Consider the following 20,885-nt stretch of genomic DNA (forward strand, 5'->3'; position numbering starts at 1 on the left):
TGGCGCCATGACATCTCTCGATCACGCGAAGCAGCACCGCCCGGCCGTACGGCCGGTGGCCCCAGATGACCTCGCCTGGCTGCGGGAGGTCTTCACCGAGCGCTGGGGAGGGGTGATCTCGGTGAGCCGGGGCGTCGCCCATGACACGACCGCGATTCCCGGTTTCGTGGCCCATCTCGACGGGGACCGCGCGGGAGTGGCCACCTACCGGGTCGACGGTCCGGAGTGCGAGCTCGTCACACTCGACTCCGTACGGGAGGGCGTCGGCGTCGGCACCGCGCTCGTGGACGCCGTGGCCGAGGCCGCCCGCGCGGCCGGGCTGGTCCGGCTGTGGCTGGTGACGACCAACGACAACCTGCGGGCGCTGCGCTTCTACCAGCGGTACGGCTTCGACCTCGTCGCCGTGCACCGTGACGCGGTCGCCCGGTCGCGCGCGCTGAAGCCGTCGATCCCCGAGACCGGCCTGGACGGCATCCCGATCCGTCATGAGCTGGAGCTCGAACTCCCGCTCCACCGGTGAGCGTCAGAGAGGCTCGCGGTACCAGCGGCGGTGCACCCACGGCTCCACCACGAGGACCCCGGCGGCCGCCGTGACGGCCGCCGTCCAGATGAGCCAGTCCCGCGCGCCGAGGCCGGCGGCCGCCACCGCCGCCGCCACCACGGCCGGGCGGGCGAGGGTTAGCGGGCCGAGCCCGACGAGGATCACGAACGTGCTCTCGCGCATGGGCAGCAGCCAGTACGCCGCGAGCGAGAGGATCACGACCGCGGCATAGGGCGCCACCACGGCGAGCATCCTCGTCCCCGCCTCGACCAGATCCCCGTACCAGTGGCCCTCCCCCGCCGCTCCGGTCAGCGACACCACTGCGGTGGCGGCGAGGCCCGGCACCGACACGGCCGCGCCGCGCCGGGCCGCCGCAAGGGCGTAGTCCCGTTTGTGGATCCGCGCGTTACGCCCCGTCGCCGCGCGGAATCCGGCGAAAGCTCCGTCGACGACGGCCAGGCCGCCCAGGAGCACGGGCACCGTGACGGCCGGGATCGGCAGCCACGTCACCGGCCAACCCCCTCCGGACCATCGTCGCGGCCATCCCGCACGCCGCCGGCCGCCTTCCGCACGTCACCGGCCCCCTCTTGCACGTCACCAGCCGCCTTCGGCGCGCCACCGGCCCCCTCTCGTACGACACCAGCCGCCTTCGATGCGCCACCGGCCTTCTTCCGTATGCCACCGGCCCCCTGCCGCCCGCCACCGGCGTCCTCTCGTACGCCGTCGGCCCCGACGAGGCCGCGGGCCCGCCGGCCGAGCGCGCGCTGCGCCTCTTCGACCAGCTCGGGTCGCATCCCGACGACGGGCCGCATCGAGGCGCAGAAGGGGTTCGTATGCCGGATCGGCTCGAAGAGGAAGACGCGCATGCCGGTCGCCCGCGACGCGGCGTCCAGGAGCACCTGGTCGCCGTGCGCCCGCTTCGCCGAGGCGACCCCGTCGTGCCGGCCCAGCGGCTCGCGCATGCGGGCGCGATGGAACACCCGTGCCCCGAGCGGAGCCAGGCGGGTCGCCGCGATGTCGTAGTGCACGAACCCGGCGGTGCCCGGCCGATCCTGGGCCTGGAAGAACCCGGCCAGCGACTCGGCGGGGAAGTGGTGCAGGACTCCGCTGGAGATGTAGAGCGTCGCCGGCTCGGTGAGGCCGAAGGCGTCGCCGGCTCGGTGAGGCCGAAGGCGTCGCCGAGGACGAACCGGCAGGTCAGCCCCTCGTCCTCGGCGAGTCTGGTGGCCTCGGCGACGAGGACGGGGTTGAAGTCGACCCCGACCAGTTCGACGTCGCCGCCGAGTTCGCCCGACGCGGCCAGCGCCCTCGTCACGTACCCGATGCCGCACCCCACGTCGACGATCCGCGGCGGCCCCGCTCCGGCCCGGCGCGCGGCGGCGACCAGCGGCGCCAGCAGTTCGGCGAAGCGCCGCGCCATGTGCAACTCCTCTGCGAGCCGCTGCAGTTCGGTGTGGACCCGCACGAACAACCGGTCCACCGCGGCGGGCTCCAGGAGCTCCCCCGAGGCGGGCATCCGCTCGACGATCCGTACGGCGCGCCGGTGCCCCGCCTCGCGCAGCCGCGCGATGACGTCGCGCTTGAGGATCGGCGCACGTTCCCCGGTCACCGGGTCCCATGCGCCGATCAGGTCGGAGATCTCCAGGACGGGCATGGTCGGACCTTAGCCCGTGGAAGTCCCTTCGAGTCAGGCGCTGGCGCCCCCGTCGAGGACCAGGTCGTGGCCGACGGTGAAGCCCGCTTCCGGTGAGGCAAGCCAGAGCACCGCGGCGGCGGCCTCGGCGAGGGTCCCGGCCCTGCCGATCGGCAGCGCGCTCTTGAGGCGTTCGGCGCGGTCGGCCTCGGTCTCGCCCGGCCGCAGGGACATGGACGTCTCGATCGGGCCGGGGCTGAGGGCGTTGATGCGGATGCCCTCCCCGATGTACTCCTTGGCGGCCGCGCGGGTCAGCGTGCTCACCGCCGCCTTGGACGCGGCGTACGCGCCGAGGAACGGCAGCCGCATGTGCGCTCCGAGGTTGGACGCGGTGTTGACGATGACGCCGCCGCCGTTGGCGCGCATGTGGGCGATCTCGTGCCTCATGCAGAGGAAGACGCCGGTCACGTTGACGGAGAGCTGGCGGTCCCAGGCGGACTCGTCCAGGTCGGCGAGCGGGCCGGCCGCGAGGACGCCCGCGTTGTTGAACGCGATGTGCAGGCCGCCGTGGCGTTCGACGGTGGTCGTGACGAGCCGGGCGACGTCCTCGGAGGAGGACACGTCGGCCGGCATCGCGCTCGCCCGGCCGCCCTCGGTCTCGATCAGTGTCACGGTCTCGTCGAGCGGCTCGGCCTGGCGTCCGGCGACCACCACCGTCGCGCCCTCCCGGGCGAACGCGAGCGCGGTCGCCCGGCCGATTCCGGAGCCTCCGCCGGTGATGAGGGCCACCTTGCCGGTGAAACGAACGGACATTCCGTGTTCTCCTTTGCTTACTCGGTACGGCGCGGGAGCGCCGCGTACACCGCGGTGGTCAGCAGGGCGACGGCGGCGACGCGCAGCGCGTACGCGTAGCCGCTCGCCGGGTCGGGCGAGTGGGCGGTGGCGAGGGAGACGAGCACCGCCAGGCCGATGGGCGGGCCGATCTCCATCGCCGTGTTCACCAGGCCGCCCGCCAGGCCGGTCTGGTCCTCGCGCACGTCGTGCATCGCGGCGAGCAGGGCGGCGGAGAACGTCGTCCCGGCCCCGAAGGGGAAGACGATCAGTCCGGCGTACGGCACGTCGAGGAGGCTGAGCAGGACGAGACCGGCGGCGGCCGTGACCAGTCCCAGCGCCAGGGCGCGACGGGCGCCGAGGGAAGGGACGAGCCGTCCGGCGACGGGACCGGAGGCGAGGAGGGCCGGGGCGGGCAGCAGGAAGACGGCCGACGTCCGCAGCGGCGACAGGCCGCGTACCTGCTGCAGGTGGAGGGAGAGCATGAAGAACGCCGTGGCCATGGACGCCGCGCAGAGCGTGACGGCGAGCACCGGCAGCAGGCGCCCGCGCAGGAACGGCAAGGGCATCAGCGGGGCCGGTGACCGCCGCTCGGCCAGGGCGAACAGCGCGAGGAGCACGACGCCCACCAGGACCGACCTGCCGGAGCGCTCCAGCCCATAGATCATCGCGCCGAGACCGGTGGTCACCAGCGTGGCGCCGAGCCAGTCGATTCGCCTCTCGGCCGGCGGACGATCGGCCGGGAACAGTCTCCACGCCGCGCCGAACGCGACGGCCGAGACCGCGACCGGGACGGCGAACACCCACCGCCAGGGCACCCAGGTGATCACCACACCGGACAGCACGGTCCCGGCGGTGGCGCCGGCGCTGCTCAGCACACCCCAGACCGCCATGGCCCGCGCTCGGCGCCGGGGCTCGGGGAAGACCGTACCGACCAGTGCCAGCGCCGCCGGTGCCGTCAGCGCCGCGCCGATCCCCTGGGCGAACCGGGCGAGCAGCAGCAGATCCGTCCAGGGGGCCACGCCGGCGGCGGCCGAGGCGAGGCCGAACACCGCCGTGCCCGTGGCGAAGACCCTTCGGCGTCCCCAGGCGTCCGCCAGCCGTCCACCCAGGAGCAACAGGCCTCCGAACGCCAGACCGTAGGCGGACGTGACCAGCACCATCGCCGCGTCGTCCAGGCGCAGGTCCCGCCGGATGGCGGGCAACGCCACGGTGATCACAGTGATCGTCGCGATCAACGTGACCTGCACGGCCCCGAGCATCGTGAAGACAAGCGCCGATCTTTTCAGATCGTTCGTTCTGTTTTCGGGGCGGATGGTCAGCAACTGCCGAGCTCTCGACACTCTGTGGACCCTAGCGATATCTAGATCGACCGGTCAAATATCGCGCGATATCCGTCGACCGACGCCCCGGGGGAAATCGGATGGCGCACGTTCTGGGCACCATGGGACGATCCGCCGATGCCCGAGAACACACGCGAACGCCGCCTGGCCGCATTGCGAGCCTGCGACCGGATCCTCTCCGGGACGCGCCCCGCGACCATGCGAGAGCGGCTCGCCGACCTAGAGACGGCCGGGGATCTGGACGCGCTGCCCGACTTCTACGGCGGCGGCCCGGTGGCCACGCTGGAAGAGCGCGTCGCCGAACTCCTGGGCACCGAGGCCGCCGTCTTCTTCCCCACCGGAACGATGGCCCAGCAGGTGGCGCTGCGGTACGGCGCCGACCGTACCGGGAACCCGACGGTCGCCCTCCATCCGCTCGGCCACCAGGAGATGTACGAACGGCACGCGTACTCGTGGCTGAGCGGGTTGCGCGGCGTCTGGCCGACGACCGAGCCACGCAATCCCACGGCCGAGGAGATCACCGCGCTCGCCGAGCCCGTGAGCACCGTCGTGATCGAGCTCCCGCTCCGCGACGCCGGGTTCGTCCTCCCCACCTGGGACGAGCTGACGGCCGCGGCGGCGGCCGCGCGCGGCGTCGGCGCGCGAATGCACTTCGACGGCGCCCGGATCTGGGAGTCCGGGCCGCACCTCGGGCACTCCGTCAAGGAGATCGCCGGTCTCGCCGACAGCACGTACGTCTCCTTCTACAAGACGCTCGGCGGCATCAGCGGGGCGGCGCTCGCGGGAGACCGGGACCTCGCCTCGTACGCCCAGGTCTGGCGGCATCGCTACGGCGGTCAGGTCTTCCAGCAGTGGCCCGCCGCCCTCACCGCACTCTCCGGCCTCGACCGCGAGCTGCCGCGCATCCCGGAGTACGTGCGGCACGCGCGGACGATGGCCGCCGCCCTCGCCGCACTGCCCGGCGCGCGGGTGTTCCCGGAGCCGCCGCACACGCACCGGTTCCGCCTGTGGCTGCCCCATCCGGCCCAGGCGCTGAACGACGCGGCGCTGGCGCTCGCCGAGGAGGACAAGGTCTGGTTCGCCGCCGGGTGGCAGGACACGGAGGTCCCTGGGCTGGCCATGACCGAGATCACCGTGGCGGCGCCCGCTCTCGACTGGACGGCCGCGGACGTCGCCGACGTCGGTGCGCGCCTCGTCGAACGCGCCGCCGGCCACTGAGAACCACCGCCCCCGCCGCCGAGGGTGACGAGGTGACGTGATCTTTGCCAGTGGGCCCCGGCGCAGATTTCTCGCTTGACCTCGGTTTACGGTCACATGGATGACGGGTACTCACAGTAACGAGATCGCAACGCCACGTGATGGGAATGCTGGGGACACTCCGGGCCCCGCCCATCGTCTGCGATTCGAGGAGGGCCGGCATGACCGTACGACACCGGCGGGTGATTTCCCCCCACCCGTTCAGGACGAGAGCGTGCGGCGCCCGGCCCTCCAAGTCCTCCGGCGCGGGTGCCGTACGCCCCCACGGCATCGGCGTCGAACCGGCCGGGCCGGCGGTGTTCCCGAGTTTCACCGCCGGCCCGGCACCCCATCGCCCGGCACGGCACGCGCGAAAGGAGCATGGATGACCTGACGCCTGAAACCCTCTCGACTTGAAACGGTCCCACTGGCCCGCGGCGAACCATACGACGCCGCGGGCCAGTGCCGTGTCAGAGTTTCATCCGCCAGGTCTGCTCTTTCGCATCGGGTCCAAAGCCGTCGTACGACTCCTCCTCGGCCAGTTCGAAACCGGCGCGCTCGTAGACGCGGCGGGCGTCCGTCAGGACGTCGTTGGTCCACAGGACGATCTCGTCGTACCCCGACCGGCGGGCGAACCTGACGCACTCCTCGACGAGCCGGCCGCCCACACCATGACCGCGCGCGGACGGCTCGACCAGCAGGAGGCGCAGCCGCGCGACCCGCTCGCTCTCCCGTACGCAGAAGATCGATCCGACCGGCTCGCCGTCGATCTCCGCGATCCACGCGTCGTCGCCGGGTCCGTGGTGCTCGGCGTACTCGGCGACGACGCGGGCGACGAGCGTTTCGAAGGACGCGTTGAAGCCGTACTCCGCGGCGTACAGGGCGCCGTGCCGCTGGATCACCCAGCCGAGGTCGCCGGGGCCGAGCGGCCTCAGCACGAACGCCGCGGGCCGCGGGTGCTCCCCCAGCAGCCCCTCGATCACGCCCATCGCGCCCAGCAGCCGGCGCTGGTCCTCTTCGGTGAGTCCGGACAGGATCTGCTCGATCTGGGCCGTCGACCGGGCGTCCAGGTCCTGGAACACGTCGCGGCCGCGCTCGGTCAGCCGGGCCAGCTGCCGCCGGGAGTCGTCCTCGGCACGCCCGCGGACGATCAGCCCGTCGGCCTCGAAGCGGGAGAGCATGCGGCTGAGGTAGCCGGCGTCCAGGTCGAGGGACCGGCGCAGGTCGGCGACCTCGCAGGCGTCATGACGGGCGAGTTCGAAGATGACCCTCCCCTCGGTGAGCGAGTACGACGTCTCGAGCAGCCACTCGTTCAGCACGCCGATGACGGAGGTGTAGAAGCGATTGAACGCGCGGACGGCGGCGACGCGGTCCGACGGCACTGCAGTTTTCATTGACCACCTCAACGTTTAAGTTGACACAGTCAAAGATAATCGCGAAGGCCCGTCCGGTCCAGACGGTGATCGAAAAAAGATCAGACCCCGGCGGCGTCCGCACGCCGCGCCGGGGCGGTCTGCTCACGCAGCTCGGCCACGACCCGCCGCTCGACGTAGAAGGCCAGGAAGGGGATGATCCCGGCCAGCACGATCACCACCATCTTGCTCAGCGGCCAGCGGACCCGGCGGTAAAGGTCGAAGGTGGCCAGCAGGTAGAGCGGGTAGCACACCATCCCGTGCGGGATGCCGACGGCGGTCGACAGGACCCCGTTGTGCGCGAAGAACTTCAGCGGCACCGCGATGAAGCACAGCACGATCAGCAGTACGCCGGTCACGTACGCCATGACGCGATAGCGGGTCACCGCTCCTTGCACGGGTCGTCCCTCCGTGAAGCCCGCGCCGTCAGCGCGGCGCCTCGTCGTTCAGCCGGGCGAGGCGGCGGTTGTAGGCCGCCAGCTCCTCGTCATCCCCATAGTCGATGTCATCGATCCGGCGCGACGGCGCGGCCCCCGGCGGGGTGACCGTGCCCGGGTCGGCGTTCGTCTCGCCGCGCAGCTCGTCCCGCACCATGCGCACCCACATCGCGACCACGAAGATCGCGAACATCGGCCACTCGATGACGTACGCCCAGCTCTGCAGGTTGCCGCCCTGGGCACGCGTCAGCTGCCACCAGCCTGCCAGCAGGAAAATCCCGATCAGCACGATGGCGATCAGGTGGAGTCCGAGCCAGCCGGGCCGAAAGAACTGTCGCACGCCTCGAGCGTACCCGCCCCCGCGGCGAGGCCCTCCCCGGGTCCGCCTTGGCTCCGTCTTGGCGGGGTCACCCGGCACGAGGCCGACCTCGTACGTGCGGAGACGCATGGCCACCCGGGCGAGTCACCCCATCATGAGGCCGCACCCGTGACGGGCGGAGGCGCCAGATCGTCGGCGGGGCGTCACATGGCGCGGGGTCGGCCCGTGTAGATGGCGCGCGGGCGCAGTGGCGTGCCCCGGGCGTACTCCTCCAGGGCGTGCGCGAGCCAACCGGCCGTACGGGCGACCGCGAAGATCGCCTCTCCCGCTCCGCGCCTCATCCCGGTCACGGCGCCGAGCGTCGCGAGCGCGAAGTCGACGTTCACGCCGGGGAGCCCGCGACCGCGCGCCTCCGCCAGCACCGCCTCGGCGACCGCGAGCCGCTCGTGGCCCGGCGCGGCGTCACGGACCAGGTCGAACAGGCATCCGGCGCGGCCGTCCCGGAGCCGGTAGACGCGATGCCCGAATCCCGGGACGCCTTCGCCTCGGCGCAGCCGCTCGCCGATGACCCGCGCGGCCCGCTCGGGTGTGGAGATCTCGGCGAGGAGCGCCTCCGCCCCGAGCGAGGCGCCACCGTGCAGGCCTCCTCCCGCCGCCCCGAGCCCGGCGGTCACGACGGCGTACGGGTCGGCGCGCACGGACGCGGCGACACGGGCGGCGAACGCGGACGCGGCCAGTTCGTGGTCGGCCAGCAGCACGAGCGCGGCGTTCAGCGCGCGCACCGCCGCGGGCCGCGGCTCCTGGGGAGTGAGGCGCGTCCACAGGCGCGCCGCGATCGACGCCCCGTCCGGCGGATCGGCCTCGCCACGGGCGGCGGGCAGGGACTCCACCATTCCGGCGATGAGCCGCCGGCCCAGGGCGACGACGGCGGGGGCGTCGAAGACGAGGCGCACCGGGTCGGCAGCGGCCAGCGCCGTCGTGATCACCTGCAGCCGGTCCAGCGGCAGGGTCTCTTCTGGCAGGCCCGACTGGGCCGCCCGCGCGACCGCGACCGCCTGCGGACCCGACCGCCACACGTCGCCACCCACCTGCGGACTCGACCGCCTCGCGTCGGCGCCCGCCGACGAGGGCTCACCGGCCCACAGCCACTCGGCGACGGCCTCGAAGTCGTCCGAACCGGCGAGGCTGAGAGCGTCGCGCCCCCGGTAGTACGGGCGGTCGTCACCCAGCGCGGTGACGCGCGACTCGATGACCAGTTCGCTCGCGCCGGGCGGCCGCCGCGGCCGTCCTCTGCGGGCCAGTTCCTCGACCTCGGCCGGGTCGAAGAGGCTGCGCCGCCCGTCCGGCGAGCGCCGCCGCCTCAGCACTCCACGGCTGACATAGGCGTACAAGGTGGCCGGCTTGACGCCCAGCCGTTCCGCCGCCCGGGCCGCGTCGATCCACTCACCCGCCGTCTCCGTCACGACCGCCACCGTAGTTGACGACGCATCAATATTGATCGGACCGCGGCGCCGGGCGGCGGTTCGAACGACGACGATGTCGGATTCTCGCGAGCGTCGGTCCCTGACGATTGGTAGGAAGGAAGGGTGGATGTCGCGATCGGAACACTGGAGACACCGCTGGGACGGCTGGCCTTCGCCTGCACCGCCGAAGGCCTGAGCGGGCTGTCCTTCCGGGACACGCCCCGCGCCCGGGCCCGGCTGAGGGCCGGGCTCCCCCTGGTCGACGCCCCGGCGCGCACGGAGCCGGTGCGCGACCAGCTGGCCGCCTACTTCACGGGCGAATTCCGGGCCTTCGACCTGCCGATCGACTGGCGCCACACGTCCGGCGCCCAGCGCGAGGTCCTGGAGAAGCTGTACGCCGGCGTGCTGTACGGGGAGACGGTGACGTACGGCGGGCTGGCCGACCTCAGCGGCACGGGCGTGCCCGCGCGGGCCATCGGCTCGATCATGGGATCCAACCCGATCCCGATCGTCGTGCCCTGCCACCGGGTGGTGGCCACCGACGGCCTCGGCGGATACAGCGGCGGCTCCGGCGTCGAGGTCAAGCGCTGGCTCCTCACCATGGAGGGCGCCATCCCCGCCACCTTGGACTGGGATCCCGCCGCCGGACCGCTCTCCTAGACGACGAAGAGTTGCGTATCGAGGTCGATCCGTCGGAGGCGGTGGAGATCCTCGACGCCGCCCGCCAGGGAGAGATGGGCGTGCACGACCTCACCCTGTGGCTTGAGCGGGCGGCCGGCTGATCGGTCCGCGCCGCCCCGGAGCTATCGCTCCTGCGGGAGCGTGTCGTAGGTGACGCCGGTGCGTTTCTCGGAGACCTCCCAGAGACGGCGGCCGAGTGCGGGATCGTCGGCCGTGCGCCGTGTCGGTACGCGGCGCGGGGCTCCCCGGCTCTGACCCGGTCCGCGGGGGCCGTAGCACTGCCCGCCGCGCGCCTCCGGAGCGGTCGCCGCGTACAGGATGGGCTGGGCGCCCGCGGCGTCGGACTGGGCGAAGAGCGTGACGCCCAGACCGCCCATGGCCTCGCCGATCCGGCTGCCGCTCATGCGGGGCCCGGCCTGCTGCAGGTTGGTCGCGGCGTACCCGGGGTGAGCCGCGACGCTGGTCAGGCGGCCCTGGGCGCGGCGGTCGAGCTCCTTGGCAAAGACCAGGTTGGCGAGTTTGGACTGGCAGTAGGCCGCCCACTTCCCGTACCGGCGCTCGCCGTCGAGGTTGTCGAAGTCGAGGCGCCCGAGCCAGTGCATCATGCTCGTGACGGTGACGACCCGCGCCCCGGGACGGTCCAGCAGGGCGGGCAGCAGCAGACCGGTGAGGGCGAAGTGCCCCAGATGGTTGGTGCCGAACTGCAACTCGAACCCGTCGGCGGTGGTCCGGTGCGGCAGCGCCATCACGCCGGCGTTGTCGACGAGCAGGTCGAGCCCGGTCGTACCCTGCTCCGCGGCGAAGGTCCGCACCGAGGCCAGGTCCGCCAGGTCGAGGGAGCCGAGGCCCACGTCGCACCCGGGTGCGGCCGCCCTTATCCGGTCCAGGGCCGCGCGACCACGTTCGGCGCTCCGGCAGGCGAGGACCACGGTGGCGCCGTGGCGGGCCAGCTCGAGCGCGGTGCACAGGCCGAGGCCGCTGTTGGCGCCGGTGACGACGGCACGTTTCCCGGCGAGGTCGGGGATCTCATCGGTGGTCCACTTGGCCATGTCCGCCACCTCCACTGGCGGACCATACTAGAACGCGTTTCGGTTTCGGGGATCTTCCGGGATGCTGAACCGGCGTCCGTTTGACGAGGGCCGACCCGGTCGATAATCGGATCATGCCGTCGCAGGTCATCGTCCCGCACCGGCCGGGCCCGCTCGTCGACGCGCCGGCCGTGGAGGACCGCCGTCTACCGGCCGAAGAACCGGAGAAGGGGATCGGGGTCCCCGAGGTGGTGCTCGCCGCGGGCGGTGCCGCCCTGCTCGCCGCGGTCGTCGTCGCCCGACTGCCCGTCTGGCTGACCGTCGTGGCGGTCGCCTGTCTCGCGCTCGGCCTGGTGCTGCCCGCGCAGGCGGCGGTGCTGCGCGTGATGCGCCGTCGTACTCTCCGGCGGCACGCGAAGACGCTTCACCGCGGTGTGCCGCTCGAGGTGTCCCATCCCGCGGTGCGCCGTCTCGTCACCGCGTACGAGCGGCTGCGCCGCACCGCCGGGCCCGGGATCGCGCTGGACGCCGGTCACCTCGCGCTGGTGGAGGTGGCCACTCTCCTGCACGGCCGCCCGCCGCGGGACGACGAGGTCGACTACGTCGCCCGCCGCGCCGAGGCGGTCTCCGCACTGGCCGATCGGCTCGCCGACGGGCCGGTGCCACCCGTGGAGCTCGCCGGCCCGGACTCGGTCGCGCGGATCGAAGCGCTCCTGGCCTGACACGGCCCGGCCTGACACGACCTGGCCTGACACGGCCCGGCCGGCGCGCCCACCTCGCAGCTCCGCCGCGCACCGCGCAGCACCGCCACCCGCGCAGCACCGCCCGCGCAGCACCGACGCCCGGCCGGTGCCGTCGCCCGCCCCGCGTGTCAGAGGCCACCGACCCGTCGGCCGGACGGCTCTCGCGCCTCATCGCGCTCCGATGGCTACCGGACCGCCAGGCGGACGGCTTCCTCCGGTGTCGCGGCACGCCGAATCCCGGGCAGCGGCTCGCCGCGTTCGTCGAGCACCTGCCAGCCGCCGAGCTGCACGACGGGAACGTCGCCACGCCCCATGGCCAGGGCCAGCTCCGACAGGGTCCCCCACGAACCGCCGATGACGATGACGGCGTCGGCGGAGGCGATGAGGACGGCGTTGCGCGCATCGCCCATGCCGGTGGCGACGGCCGCGCTCAGCCCCGGAGCGGCGCCCTCGCGGTCGGCGCGGGACAGGACGCCGACCACCATGCCGCCGGCGGAGCGGGCGCCCTCGGCGACCGCCGCCATGACGCCGGAGTATCCGCCGCACAGCACGACCGCGCCGCGCGCCGCCAGCAGCCTGCCGACCTCATGCGCCGCGTCGCGCTCCGCGTCGGTGCAGTCGCTGGGACCGCACACCGCCACCTGGATCAGGGCAGGTTTCTCTCGATCGCCTCGACGAGCTCGTCGGTGTCCGGCTCGGTGCGCGGGTCGAACCGCACCACGACCGCGCCGTCCGGGCCGATCAGGAACTTCTCGAAGTTCCACCGGATGTCGCCGGTGTAGCCGGTGACGTCCGGGAAGCCGACCAGCCCGGCGTACAGCGGATGCCGGTCGTCGCCGTTGACGTCGACCTTCTCGGTGAGCGGGAAGTCGACGCCGTACGTCGTCGAGCAGAACTCGGCGATCTCCTCCGACGTGCCGGGCTCCTGCCCGGCGAACTGGTTGCAGGGCACGCCCAGCACGGTGAACCCGCGGTCGGCGTAGGTCTCCTGGAGCTTCTGCAGTCCCTCGTACTGCGGGGTGAGACCGCACTTGGAAGCGACGTTCACGAGGAGCACGGTCTTGCCGCGGTACTGGCCGAGGTCGGCGGGCCCGCCCTGAAGTCGCTGGATGTCCACATCATAAATCGACACGATGGCGATCCTAGTCTGGGTGCATGGGCGACATCCTGGTCGGCACCGCGTCGTGGACGGACAAGACCCTGCTCGCGACCGACTGGTACCCGCCGGATGTGAAAACCGCCGAGGAGCGCCTGAAGTTCTACGCGTCGCGATTTCCGCTGGTCGAGGTCGACTCGACGTACTACGCCCCGCCCGCCGAGCGGACCGTCGGCTACTGGCGTGACCGCACCCCGCCGGGCTTCACGTTCAACGTCAAGGCGTTCTCCCTGTTCACCCAGCACCCCACCCGGCCGGCCGCGCTGTACAAGGAACTGCGGGAGCGGGTGCCGGACAAGAAGACGCTGTACCTGCGGGACGTCCCCGACGACGTCGCGGAGGAGGTCTGGCAGCGGTTCCTCGAGTCGCTGTGGCCGCTGCACGAGGCGGGCCGGCTCGGCGCCCTGCTCTTCCAGTTCCCGCAGTGGTTCCCGATCGGGCGGGCGAACAAGGAGTACATCCTGCGGGCCAAACGGCGGTGCGAGCCGATGCGCGTCTGCGTGGAGTTCCGGAACCACACCTGGATGAGCGAGGACAACCGCGAGGAGACCCTCGACTTCCTGCGCAGGTACGACGTGCCGTACGTCAGCGTGGACATGCCGCAGGGGTACCCGAGTTCGATCCCGCCGGTGCTGGCCGCGACGTCCGGCCTGGCGGTCGTACGGTTCCACGGCCACTCCGACAAGTGGACCAGCAAGAACATCTATGAGCGGTTCGGCTACCTGTACGAGGAGCGGGAGCTGAAGGAGTGGGCGCCCCGGCTGCGGAGGCTCGCCGAGGACGCCGACACGACGCATGTGCTTCTGAACAACTGTTACCGGGACTACGCACAGCGCAACGCGGCCCGGTTGGCCGCGCTGCTCGCCCCGTCCGCGTGAGCGGGCGCTACTTGTTCGGCAGGTCGCTGACGAAGGTGGACAGCGAGTTCGCCGCGCCGCTGACGCCGGTCAGCGTCCCGTGTACGACGTTCGCCGCGTTGTGCGGGCGGCTGATCAGGTAGAACGCCAGGAACGCCAGGCCCCCCCACTTGAAGAACTTCTTCATCGCGAGTCACTCCCCGTATCGCGTGAGATACATGGAGTAACTTCCCAGTTATGGCGGCGGCCAGCAGGGACTCCCCGCAAAGCGGTGACCTGAAACGGCAAAAGTTTCCGAAGGGGCTGCCGCGCCGGGAGGTGAGCCGGGAGCCCGGGTCCGGGCTCCCGGCGGGCTCACCGGGTGCCGAAGCTCCGCGGGACCGGCTGGTCCTCGCGCAGGTCGCGGAAGAGCGTCCCGGCGCGCTGGGTGTCCCAGGTGATGTACTCCCCGGCGCTGGGCGACGAGCCGGTACCGCCGACCGGAACCGTCGTGGTCAGGCCGTCGCCGCCGGTGATGCCGCGCATCGCCCAGGCGAAGCCCACCAGGTTGTACAGGTGGTCGTCCTGGTCGACCGCGAAGTTGTCGGTGGAGCGCAGCGCGAACGGGATGATCCGGAAGGGGTTCAGCAGCACGCCGGGGCTGGTGGACTTGTGCACCAGCGCGGAGAGGAACTTCCGCTGGTTCTCGACCCGCTGCAGGTCGGCGCGGGCGAAGGCACGGCTGCGGACGAAGCCGAGGGCCTGGCCGCCCTTGAGCGTCTGGCAGCCCGGCTTGAGGTCGATGCCGGCCTTGTGGTCCTTCATCTCCTCGGGGATGCACATCTTCACCCCGCCGACCGCGTCGGTCATGCCGACGAATCCGGCGAAGCCGATCTCCGCGTAGTGGTCGATGTGGATCTTCGTCGCCTGCTCGACGGTGCGGACGAGCAGCTTCGGGCCGCCGAAGGCGAAGGCGGCGTTCAGCTTGTTCGACCCGTGGCCGGGGATCGGTAGGTACGAGTCGCGGGGCAGGCTGACCAGCGTCGGGCCGTGGTCGCCGATGTGCAGCAGCATCATCGTGTCGGTCCGGCGACCCGCGGCCTTGCCGGTCGCGAACTCGCTGCGCTGCGACGCCGACAGGCCCTCGCGGCTGTCGGAACCGACGATCAGCCAGTTGGTCCCCGGCGTGTCGCCCGGCCGCCCGGCGTAGTCCTCGAAGACGTCGATGCGGTGCAGCCGCGAATCCAGGTAGAAGTAGACGCCCACGAGCAGCAGCAGGAGGACGAGGAAGGCGATCAGCAGGCGTCGTCCCCAGCGGGGCCGCCGCCGCGGTGGCGCCACGTCATGGTCGTACGATCCCGGCGCGTCGTACGCTGGCGCGCCGACCCGTCCGTACTCCGGCCGATTACTCATGGTCACCTACCGTAGGGGTTTGAAACCACTGCTCGCGTCACCTTTGCGGATGATTCACCCGATTCGGATCATCATTCTCCGGAGTGCGGTTCAACCTTTTCGCGTCCTCATCGTGTCGGAGGTGGTGTGAACGCGGAAGCCGAAGAGCAGTTCCGGGAGTTCGTCACCGCACGGTGGCACGCCCTCCTGCGGACGGCGTACCTACTGACGGGCGACCACGGGCAGGCCGAGGATCTGGTGCAGACGGCGCTGGTCCGGGCGCACCGGCACTGGACGCGCATCCGGCGGTCGGACGCCCCCGAGGTCTACGTACGGCGCATCCTGGTCAACCTCAACAACAGCCGGTGGCGGCGCAAGAGGGTCGCAGAGCAGGTGACGGACGTCCTGCCGGAGCCGCCCTCTGCCGATCCACACGCCGCCTATGACGTGCGGGACGAGCTGTGGTCGGCGGTCCTGACCCTGCCGCCGCGGATGCGCTCCGTCCTCGTCCTGCGCTACTTCGAGGACCTGCCGGAGGCCGAGGTGGCCCGCGTTCTGGACTGCTCGCTCGGCACCGTGAAGAGCCAGACCTCGCGGGGCCTGGACCGGCTGCGCGCCGTGTTGGAACGCGAACCCGAGACCGCCCGGAGGGACCGATGAGCCCGAACCTGGAAGACGAACTGCGGGCGACCTTCTCGGCCCGCGCCGAGAGCGTCCCCACCGTCCCCGACCCCTATCCGGCCACCGCGCGCCGCATCGTCCGCGCCCGCCGGCGCCGGCGTGCCGTCGTCGCCGGGGCGCTGGCGGTGAGCGCGGTCCTGGCAGTCGGCGTGCCCGCGGGGCTGGACCACCTGGGCGGCCGCGTCGGCGCGATGTCGCCGCGGCACGGCGACGCCCTGCGCTGGCCGCTGCGCGGCTCGCTCGCCCACGACCAGGCGTTCCTGAAAGCGCTGCGCGAGGACGCGTTGCGCCGTCACCCCCATACGGACATGGTGCGCGTTCTCTATGCGCACGACGACGGGCGGCGCCGCGTCGCCGTGGTCGTCACCGTACGCGGGCGGTCGGCGCGGGGCGACGTGCTGTACGGCCCCTCCGGAGCGGCGCCACGCGCGCTGAAGGAGGACAACCTCTTCGCCGACGACAGCGTGCCCCTGGACCCGGAGCCGATCATCTGGTTCGCGGGCGGCACCGGCCCGCTCCTGATCCTCGGCCCGCCGGCCATGACGGAGGTCAAGGTGTCCCCGGCCATCGCCCAGCACAAGGACGGCACCCCGTACCGCGTGGTGCGCACGATCCCGACCGACCAGGGCGCCGTGCTCACCGACGTCCCCGGAGCGCGGCCGGCGCAGGTCAGCGTCAAGTTCCGCATCGACGGCCGGTACGGCGACGCGCAGGACGTGCTGTACACCATGACCGAGGAGAACGCCCCGGGCTACTGGCCCGCGGTCGGCAAGGCCGCCGCACAGGCGGCCGGTCACGTCGACGCGGAGCAGGCACGCGGGCTCCTGGACGGCACGGCCGGCTACTTCGGGCTACCCGGCGACCGGCTCGGCTACCGGTTGTGGTGGGGGACGCGGCTGCCCGGCGGCGTCGACGCCCTCGTCGCGACCATACGGCTCCCGTCCGGACCGGAGATCCGTGTCGTCCAGGACACCTACACCTACAAGGACGGCAGCGTGAGCCAGGATCGGAGCGCGGTGCGGGTGCGCGACGCCGCCGACGCCCAGCGCCCGATCGGCTGGACCGTGGCCGCGGACCCGACCTTCCCGGAGGACCAGCAGCAGGCACTCGGCGCGGTGTACGTGCCAGGCAGGTCGGGGGCGCGCGTGGAGCTATGGAGCAACAGCACGATGCTGACGGCGGGGCGGACCGACGCTACCGGGCTCGCGACGTTCCAGGTGGGGATCGCGGCGGACCGGCTGCGCACCTGCGACTATCACGTGCTCGACGACAAGGGGAAGATCGTCGCCCATGGCGGCCTCGGCCTTCCGACCCTGGAGACCGCGCTCGGCCGCGACGTGAAATGGTGACCGCCGCCCGCCCCGCCGGCCGCCTCCGGAGACCGGCGGGGCGGGCGGCGGCGGGGCGTGGTCGAATAGGGGCATGGTGGAGGACCTGGAGACGCTGTCGTCCAAGGAGCTGCACGACCGGGCCGTCGAGCGCGCGATGCGCCATGTCGACGTCGGTTTCCTGTGGCGGCTGCTGAAGGCGATCCCCGCCGCCGAGGCGGCCTCGGGGCATCCGGACCAGGCGGAGGCCGACATCTCCCATCTGTCGGCGATGCTCAACGAGCTGGTCCACTCGGGTGAAAGCGACGTCGCCGACGCGCTGCGTCCCCTCTATCTCGACTACCTCCGTCGATCCGACGCCTAAGAGCCCGCGCGGAATGGACCGCCGGCTCGCGGCGCCCATTCCGCGCGGGCTCTAAGCCGCACCCTCTGGCCGAATCCGGACACACCGGCTGCGTGTGATCGTCCGCGCGATTAGCGTCCTTGACGAACCTGAGTGACGCGACGGCGGAAGAGTGACCCCAGCGGCCGGTGCGTGTGATGCGGCGCGCCCGGACGGCGGCGTTCGGGCAGGCGGCTGCCCGGGATGGGAGCCCCATGGCGGGCATCGGACGGCGGGATCTCCTGACGGGCGCGGCCGGTGCCGCGGCGATCGCGGGCATCGGGGTGAACGTCGCGCCCCCGGCGGAGGGCGCCACCGCGCCCCGGGCGCCCGGAGCGGAGCCGACGGGCCGTGGGGTGCGGCTGCGGGAGGGCACGGATCTGGCCGCCCAGGTGTCGCCCGACGGACGGACCATCGCGATCGACCTCGTCGGCGTGCTGTGGACCGTTCCGGTTGCGGGCGGCCCCGCGCGCCGGCTGACCGACGACCTGATGGACATCGCACAGCCGGAGTGGTCGCCGGATGGGCGGCGGCTCACCTTCCAGTCCTACCGCAACGGCGTCTTCGAGATCTGGGTGATCGACGCCGACGGATCGAACCCGCGCCGGCTGACCGAGGGTCCCTACGACCACCGTGAGCCGCGGTTCTCCCCCGACGGGACCCGCATCGCCTTCTCGTCGGACCTGTCCGGCAGCTACGGCATCCACACGCTGCGGCTCGACACCGGGGCCGTCAGCCACGTGACCGACACGGCGGACGAGGAGTACGAGCCGGCGTGGTCGCCGGACGGCGCCCGCATCGCGTTCGTCGTCGCGAACACCCGCATCGACGTCGTCGAGGTGGCGACCGGCGCGCGCCGCACGGCCGTGACGGTGCCGGCGGGCCAGGTGATCCACAGCCCGGCCTGGACGCCCGACGGCGCGGACCTCGTCTACACGCTCATCGCGGACGGCCGCAGCGAGCTGTGGCGGTCGGGCCATGCGCTGGTGACCGGCGAGGAGGTCTTCCCCTTCCGGGTGTCGTGGACCTCGGCGAAGGAGTTCGTCTACACGGCGGACGGCGGGATCCGCCGCCGGTCCCTCGACGGCGGGCGGCCGCGCGACATCGCCTTCACCGCGCCGGTCACGGTCGCCGGCCCGTCGTACCGCAGGCGCCGGCGCGACTTCGACTCCACGGCGCCGAAGCCCGTCGTGGGCATCGGCAGCCCGGTGCTGTCGCCCGACGGCGGGCAGATCGCGTTCCGGGCGCTGAACGACATCTACACGATGAAGATCGGGCAGGCGCCGCGGCCGCTCACCCGCGACCACTGGTGGAAGGGCGACCCCGCCTGGTCGCCCGACGGCCGTTACCTGTCCTACTCGACGGACCGGGGCGGCAAGCTCGACATCTGGATCCGGGACCTGCACACCGGGCAGGACCGCCGGCTCACGAACCTGCCGGGCGCGGCGGCGGTCTCCGGAACGTGGTCCCACGACGGGTCGCACCTGGCGTTCCTCGACCAGACCGGGGCGCTGTACACCGTCGCGGTGGCGACCGGCGACGTCCAGCGCGTCTACTCGGCGACGTTCGAGCCGGGCCGCCCGACCTGGTCCGCCGACGGGAACGTCATCGCCCTGGCGGCCATCAAGCCGTACTCGGCGCGGTACCGCGAGGGCCTGAGCAAGATCCTCCTCGTCGACCGCCGTACCGGGGCCGGCACGTACGTCGACCCGTTGCCCGGGCGCTCGATCCAGACGCGCGGCGACGACGGACCGGTGTGGTCGCCGGACGGCACGAAGATGGCGTTCGTCGTGGCCAGCGTGCTGTGGGTGGTCGACGTCCACGCCGACGGCACGCCGTCGGGGACGCCCCGGCAGGTGACGGACGAGGTCACCGACGCCGTCAGCTGGAGCGGTGACTCCTCCGAACTGCTGTACCTGAACAACGGCCGCCTGCGCATCGTGTCCGCCGACGGCCGCCGCACCCGTACGGTCCCGGCCCCGCTGACCTGGACGAACACTCAGCCACGAGGCCGCACGGTCGTCCGCGCGCGGCGGATGTGGGACGGCAGCGCACGGCGGCTGCGCGACGACGTGGACATCGTGGTCGAGGGCCACCGCATCGTCGCCGTCGAGTCACGCGGGCACGGCCAGGGTGACCGGATCCTCGACGCCGGGGACTCCGTGGTCATCCCCGGGCTGGTCGACATGCACAACCACCGGGAGATGCAGGGCTACGCCTACGGCGACCGCCAGGGCCGACTCTGGCTCTCGCTGGGCGTCACGACGACCCGGTCGCCGGGCAGCCCGGCGTACCACATGGTCGAGGCCCGCGAGTCGTTCCAGTCCGGCGTGCGCGTCGCACCCCGGTACTACGCCACCGGGGAGGCGGTCGACGGGCCGCGCATCTTCTACAACTTCATGCGCCCGACGTTCGACGCCCACCAGCTCGCCCTCGAACTCGAGCGCGCCGGCGCGCTCGACTACGACCTCATGAAGGCGTACGTCCGGCTGCCCGCCGAATGGCAGCGGACGGTCATCGAGTGGGCGCACCGGCACGGCGTCCCCGCCACCTCGCACTACCACTACCCTGCGTTCGCCTTCGGCGGCGACGGCATGGAGCACATCGGCGCCACGAACCGGCTGGGGTACTCCCGCACGGTGACCGCGCTCGGCACCGGATACGCCGACGTCATCGACATCTTCAACGCCGCCGGCGCGGCCCGGACGCCGACGCTGTTCGGAGCCGCGGCGCTCTTCCGGGACGACACCTCGCTCGTCACCGACCGGCGGGTGACGACGCTCTACCCGGCGTGGGAGTACGCCGCCCTGCAGGCAGCGGTGACGACGGCCAAGACCACCGACCAGACCGTCAACCTGCAGAACCTCGCCCGTCAGGTCACGCAGGTCGCCGCCATGATCCGGGGCGGCGGGCGGGTCATCACCGGCACGGACTCCCCCATCGCCAACATGGCCGTCAGCACCCACATGAACCTCCGCGCCATGGTGAAGTACGGCCTCACCCCGTACGAGGCGCTGAGCACCGCGACGCGGGTGCCCGGCGAGGTCCTCGGCGAACCCCTCGGGCAGATCAAACCGGGGATGTACGCCGACCTCACCTTCCTGGGCGGCGACCCCCTGACGGACATCACACAGGCCGCCGACGTCCGGCAGGTGATGGTCAACGGGGAGGCGCACACCGTGGACGAGCTGCTCGCCCCGTTCGTCACCGCGCAGCGCGCCGCCGCGACGCCCGTCAGTCGGATGCTGCCGCCCGTCCCGGAGCACCCGTCCAACCGGCGCTACTGGTGGCACGACCCGCACTACCTGGAGGAGAGCAAGCGGTCCTGCTGCGTGGACTCCTGACTCACCGGGCACTCGTAGCGACAGGACCAGGGGTCCCGGCCCTGTCGCTACGCCGAGATCCTCGTCACGGGCAGTGCCCGCAACGCTCGCGTTCGGCGC

The 20,885-nt window shown here is 72.3% G+C and carries 22 protein-coding genes and 1 pseudogene; 9 read left to right on the forward strand and 14 right to left on the reverse strand.

Annotated features, from left to right (window positions below; genetic code table 11):
* The first annotated feature begins 7 nt into the window (after positions 1-7).
* Positions 8-520, forward strand: a complete 513-nt coding sequence (locus tag AB0I04_RS36165; RefSeq protein ID WP_360895099.1) for a GNAT family N-acetyltransferase — start codon at positions 8-10, stop codon at positions 518-520.
* Between the two features lie 3 nt (positions 521-523).
* On the opposite strand, the gene AB0I04_RS36170 is transcribed toward AB0I04_RS36165, so the two are convergent.
* The 5 genes and pseudogenes from AB0I04_RS36170 to AB0I04_RS36190 form a co-directional block, all read right to left on the reverse strand.
* The gene (locus AB0I04_RS36170) at positions 524-1,051 is read right to left on the reverse strand and encodes an oxidoreductase (RefSeq protein WP_360895102.1); all 528 of its coding nucleotides are present in this window, start codon (positions 1,049-1,051) and stop codon (positions 524-526) included.
* Positions 1,048-1,569: a hypothetical protein gene (locus AB0I04_RS36175; protein WP_360895355.1), complete on the reverse strand. Its 522-nt coding sequence runs from the start codon at positions 1,567-1,569 to the stop codon at positions 1,048-1,050. The genes AB0I04_RS36170 and AB0I04_RS36175 overlap by 4 nt, the downstream gene beginning before the upstream one ends.
* 185 nt (positions 1,570-1,754) lie before the next feature.
* Positions 1,755-2,195, reverse strand: a pseudogene (locus tag AB0I04_RS36180) (methyltransferase); the annotation flags it as partial.
* Positions 2,196-2,228: 33 nt separating this feature from the next.
* Positions 2,229-2,987: a glucose 1-dehydrogenase gene (locus tag AB0I04_RS36185; RefSeq protein ID WP_360895105.1), complete on the reverse strand. Its 759-nt coding sequence runs from the start codon at positions 2,985-2,987 to the stop codon at positions 2,229-2,231.
* Positions 2,988-3,004: 17 nt separating this feature from the next.
* Positions 3,005-4,255 (reverse strand): MFS transporter, encoded by a 1,251-nt coding sequence (locus tag AB0I04_RS36190; RefSeq protein WP_360895108.1) that lies wholly within the window; start codon positions 4,253-4,255, stop codon positions 3,005-3,007.
* A 210-nt stretch (positions 4,256-4,465) separates the two neighbouring features.
* Here AB0I04_RS36190 and AB0I04_RS36195 point away from each other — a divergent pair, with 210 nt between their 5' ends.
* On the forward strand, positions 4,466-5,566 hold the full coding sequence (locus AB0I04_RS36195) for a beta-eliminating lyase-related protein (RefSeq protein ID WP_360895111.1): 1,101 nt from the start codon (positions 4,466-4,468) through the stop codon (positions 5,564-5,566).
* A 488-nt stretch (positions 5,567-6,054) separates the two neighbouring features.
* Here the strand turns inward: AB0I04_RS36195 and AB0I04_RS36200 are convergent, their stop codons facing one another.
* From AB0I04_RS36200 to AB0I04_RS36215, 4 genes are all read right to left on the reverse strand, one after another.
* Complete coding sequence (locus AB0I04_RS36200) at positions 6,055-6,978, reverse strand: helix-turn-helix domain-containing GNAT family N-acetyltransferase (protein WP_360895114.1); 924 nt, start codon at positions 6,976-6,978, stop codon at positions 6,055-6,057.
* Between the two features lie 80 nt (positions 6,979-7,058).
* Positions 7,059-7,382 (reverse strand): DUF3817 domain-containing protein, encoded by a 324-nt coding sequence (locus tag AB0I04_RS36205; RefSeq protein WP_360895117.1) that lies wholly within the window; start codon positions 7,380-7,382, stop codon positions 7,059-7,061.
* Between the two features lie 40 nt (positions 7,383-7,422).
* Positions 7,423-7,773 (reverse strand): hypothetical protein, encoded by a 351-nt coding sequence (locus AB0I04_RS36210; protein WP_360895120.1) that lies wholly within the window; start codon positions 7,771-7,773, stop codon positions 7,423-7,425.
* 182 nt (positions 7,774-7,955) lie between these two features.
* A complete protein-coding gene (locus AB0I04_RS36215; RefSeq protein WP_360895124.1) occupies positions 7,956-9,215 on the reverse strand; it encodes a citrate/2-methylcitrate synthase in 1,260 nt (419 codons plus the stop codon).
* 123 nt (positions 9,216-9,338) lie between these two features.
* On the opposite strand from AB0I04_RS36215, the gene AB0I04_RS36220 reads away from it, so the two are divergent.
* Positions 9,339-9,875 carry a methylated-DNA--[protein]-cysteine S-methyltransferase gene (locus tag AB0I04_RS36220; protein ID WP_360895127.1) on the forward strand — a complete coding sequence of 179 codons (537 nt, stop codon included), beginning with the start codon at positions 9,339-9,341 and terminating at the stop codon, positions 9,873-9,875.
* Between the two features lie 143 nt (positions 9,876-10,018).
* Here the strand turns inward: AB0I04_RS36220 and AB0I04_RS36225 are convergent, their stop codons facing one another.
* On the reverse strand, positions 10,019-10,960 hold the full coding sequence (locus AB0I04_RS36225; RefSeq protein WP_360895130.1) for an oxidoreductase: 942 nt from the start codon (positions 10,958-10,960) through the stop codon (positions 10,019-10,021).
* A 98-nt stretch (positions 10,961-11,058) separates the two neighbouring features.
* Here AB0I04_RS36225 and AB0I04_RS36230 point away from each other — a divergent pair, with 98 nt between their 5' ends.
* Positions 11,059-11,646 carry a hypothetical protein gene (locus tag AB0I04_RS36230; protein WP_360895133.1) on the forward strand — a complete coding sequence of 196 codons (588 nt, stop codon included), beginning with the start codon at positions 11,059-11,061 and terminating at the stop codon, positions 11,644-11,646.
* A 206-nt stretch (positions 11,647-11,852) separates the two neighbouring features.
* Here the strand turns inward: AB0I04_RS36230 and AB0I04_RS36235 are convergent, their stop codons facing one another.
* Entirely contained in the window at positions 11,853-12,302 is a 450-nt protein-coding gene (locus AB0I04_RS36235) for a TIGR00725 family protein (RefSeq protein WP_360895136.1), read from the reverse strand.
* Positions 12,303-12,313: 11 nt separating this feature from the next.
* Complete coding sequence (locus tag AB0I04_RS36240; protein ID WP_360895139.1) at positions 12,314-12,799, reverse strand: glutathione peroxidase; 486 nt, start codon at positions 12,797-12,799, stop codon at positions 12,314-12,316.
* Positions 12,800-12,822: 23 nt separating this feature from the next.
* On the opposite strand from AB0I04_RS36240, the gene AB0I04_RS36245 reads away from it, so the two are divergent.
* Complete coding sequence (locus tag AB0I04_RS36245) at positions 12,823-13,701, forward strand: DUF72 domain-containing protein (protein ID WP_360895142.1); 879 nt, start codon at positions 12,823-12,825, stop codon at positions 13,699-13,701.
* Positions 13,702-13,708: 7 nt separating this feature from the next.
* Here the strand turns inward: AB0I04_RS36245 and AB0I04_RS36250 are convergent, their stop codons facing one another.
* Both AB0I04_RS36250 and AB0I04_RS36255 read right to left on the reverse strand, forming a co-directional pair.
* A complete protein-coding gene (locus AB0I04_RS36250; protein WP_360895145.1) occupies positions 13,709-13,867 on the reverse strand; it encodes a hypothetical protein in 159 nt (52 codons plus the stop codon).
* Positions 13,868-14,034: 167 nt separating this feature from the next.
* A complete protein-coding gene (locus AB0I04_RS36255) occupies positions 14,035-15,072 on the reverse strand; it encodes an LCP family protein (protein WP_360895148.1) in 1,038 nt (345 codons plus the stop codon).
* Between the two features lie 126 nt (positions 15,073-15,198).
* Between AB0I04_RS36255 and AB0I04_RS36260 the strand changes: the two genes are divergently transcribed.
* The 4 genes from AB0I04_RS36260 (at position 15,199) to AB0I04_RS36275 (ending at position 20,786) form a co-directional block, all read left to right on the forward strand.
* Positions 15,199-15,711, forward strand: a complete 513-nt coding sequence (locus AB0I04_RS36260) for a SigE family RNA polymerase sigma factor (RefSeq protein ID WP_360895151.1) — start codon at positions 15,199-15,201, stop codon at positions 15,709-15,711.
* On the forward strand, positions 15,708-17,081 hold the full coding sequence (locus tag AB0I04_RS36265; RefSeq protein ID WP_360895154.1) for a hypothetical protein: 1,374 nt from the start codon (positions 15,708-15,710) through the stop codon (positions 17,079-17,081). The genes AB0I04_RS36260 and AB0I04_RS36265 overlap by 4 nt, the downstream gene beginning before the upstream one ends.
* Positions 17,082-17,154: 73 nt before the next feature.
* Complete coding sequence (locus AB0I04_RS36270) at positions 17,155-17,424, forward strand: hypothetical protein (protein WP_360895157.1); 270 nt, start codon at positions 17,155-17,157, stop codon at positions 17,422-17,424.
* A 233-nt stretch (positions 17,425-17,657) separates the two neighbouring features.
* Positions 17,658-20,786, forward strand: coding sequence for an amidohydrolase family protein (locus AB0I04_RS36275; RefSeq protein ID WP_360895160.1), 3,129 nt, complete (start codon positions 17,658-17,660; stop codon positions 20,784-20,786).
* Positions 20,787-20,885 lie beyond the last annotated feature (99 nt).

The organism is Actinoallomurus sp. NPDC050550, assembly GCF_040655075.1.
Classification (GTDB): Bacteria; Actinomycetota; Actinomycetes; order Streptosporangiales; family Streptosporangiaceae; genus Actinoallomurus.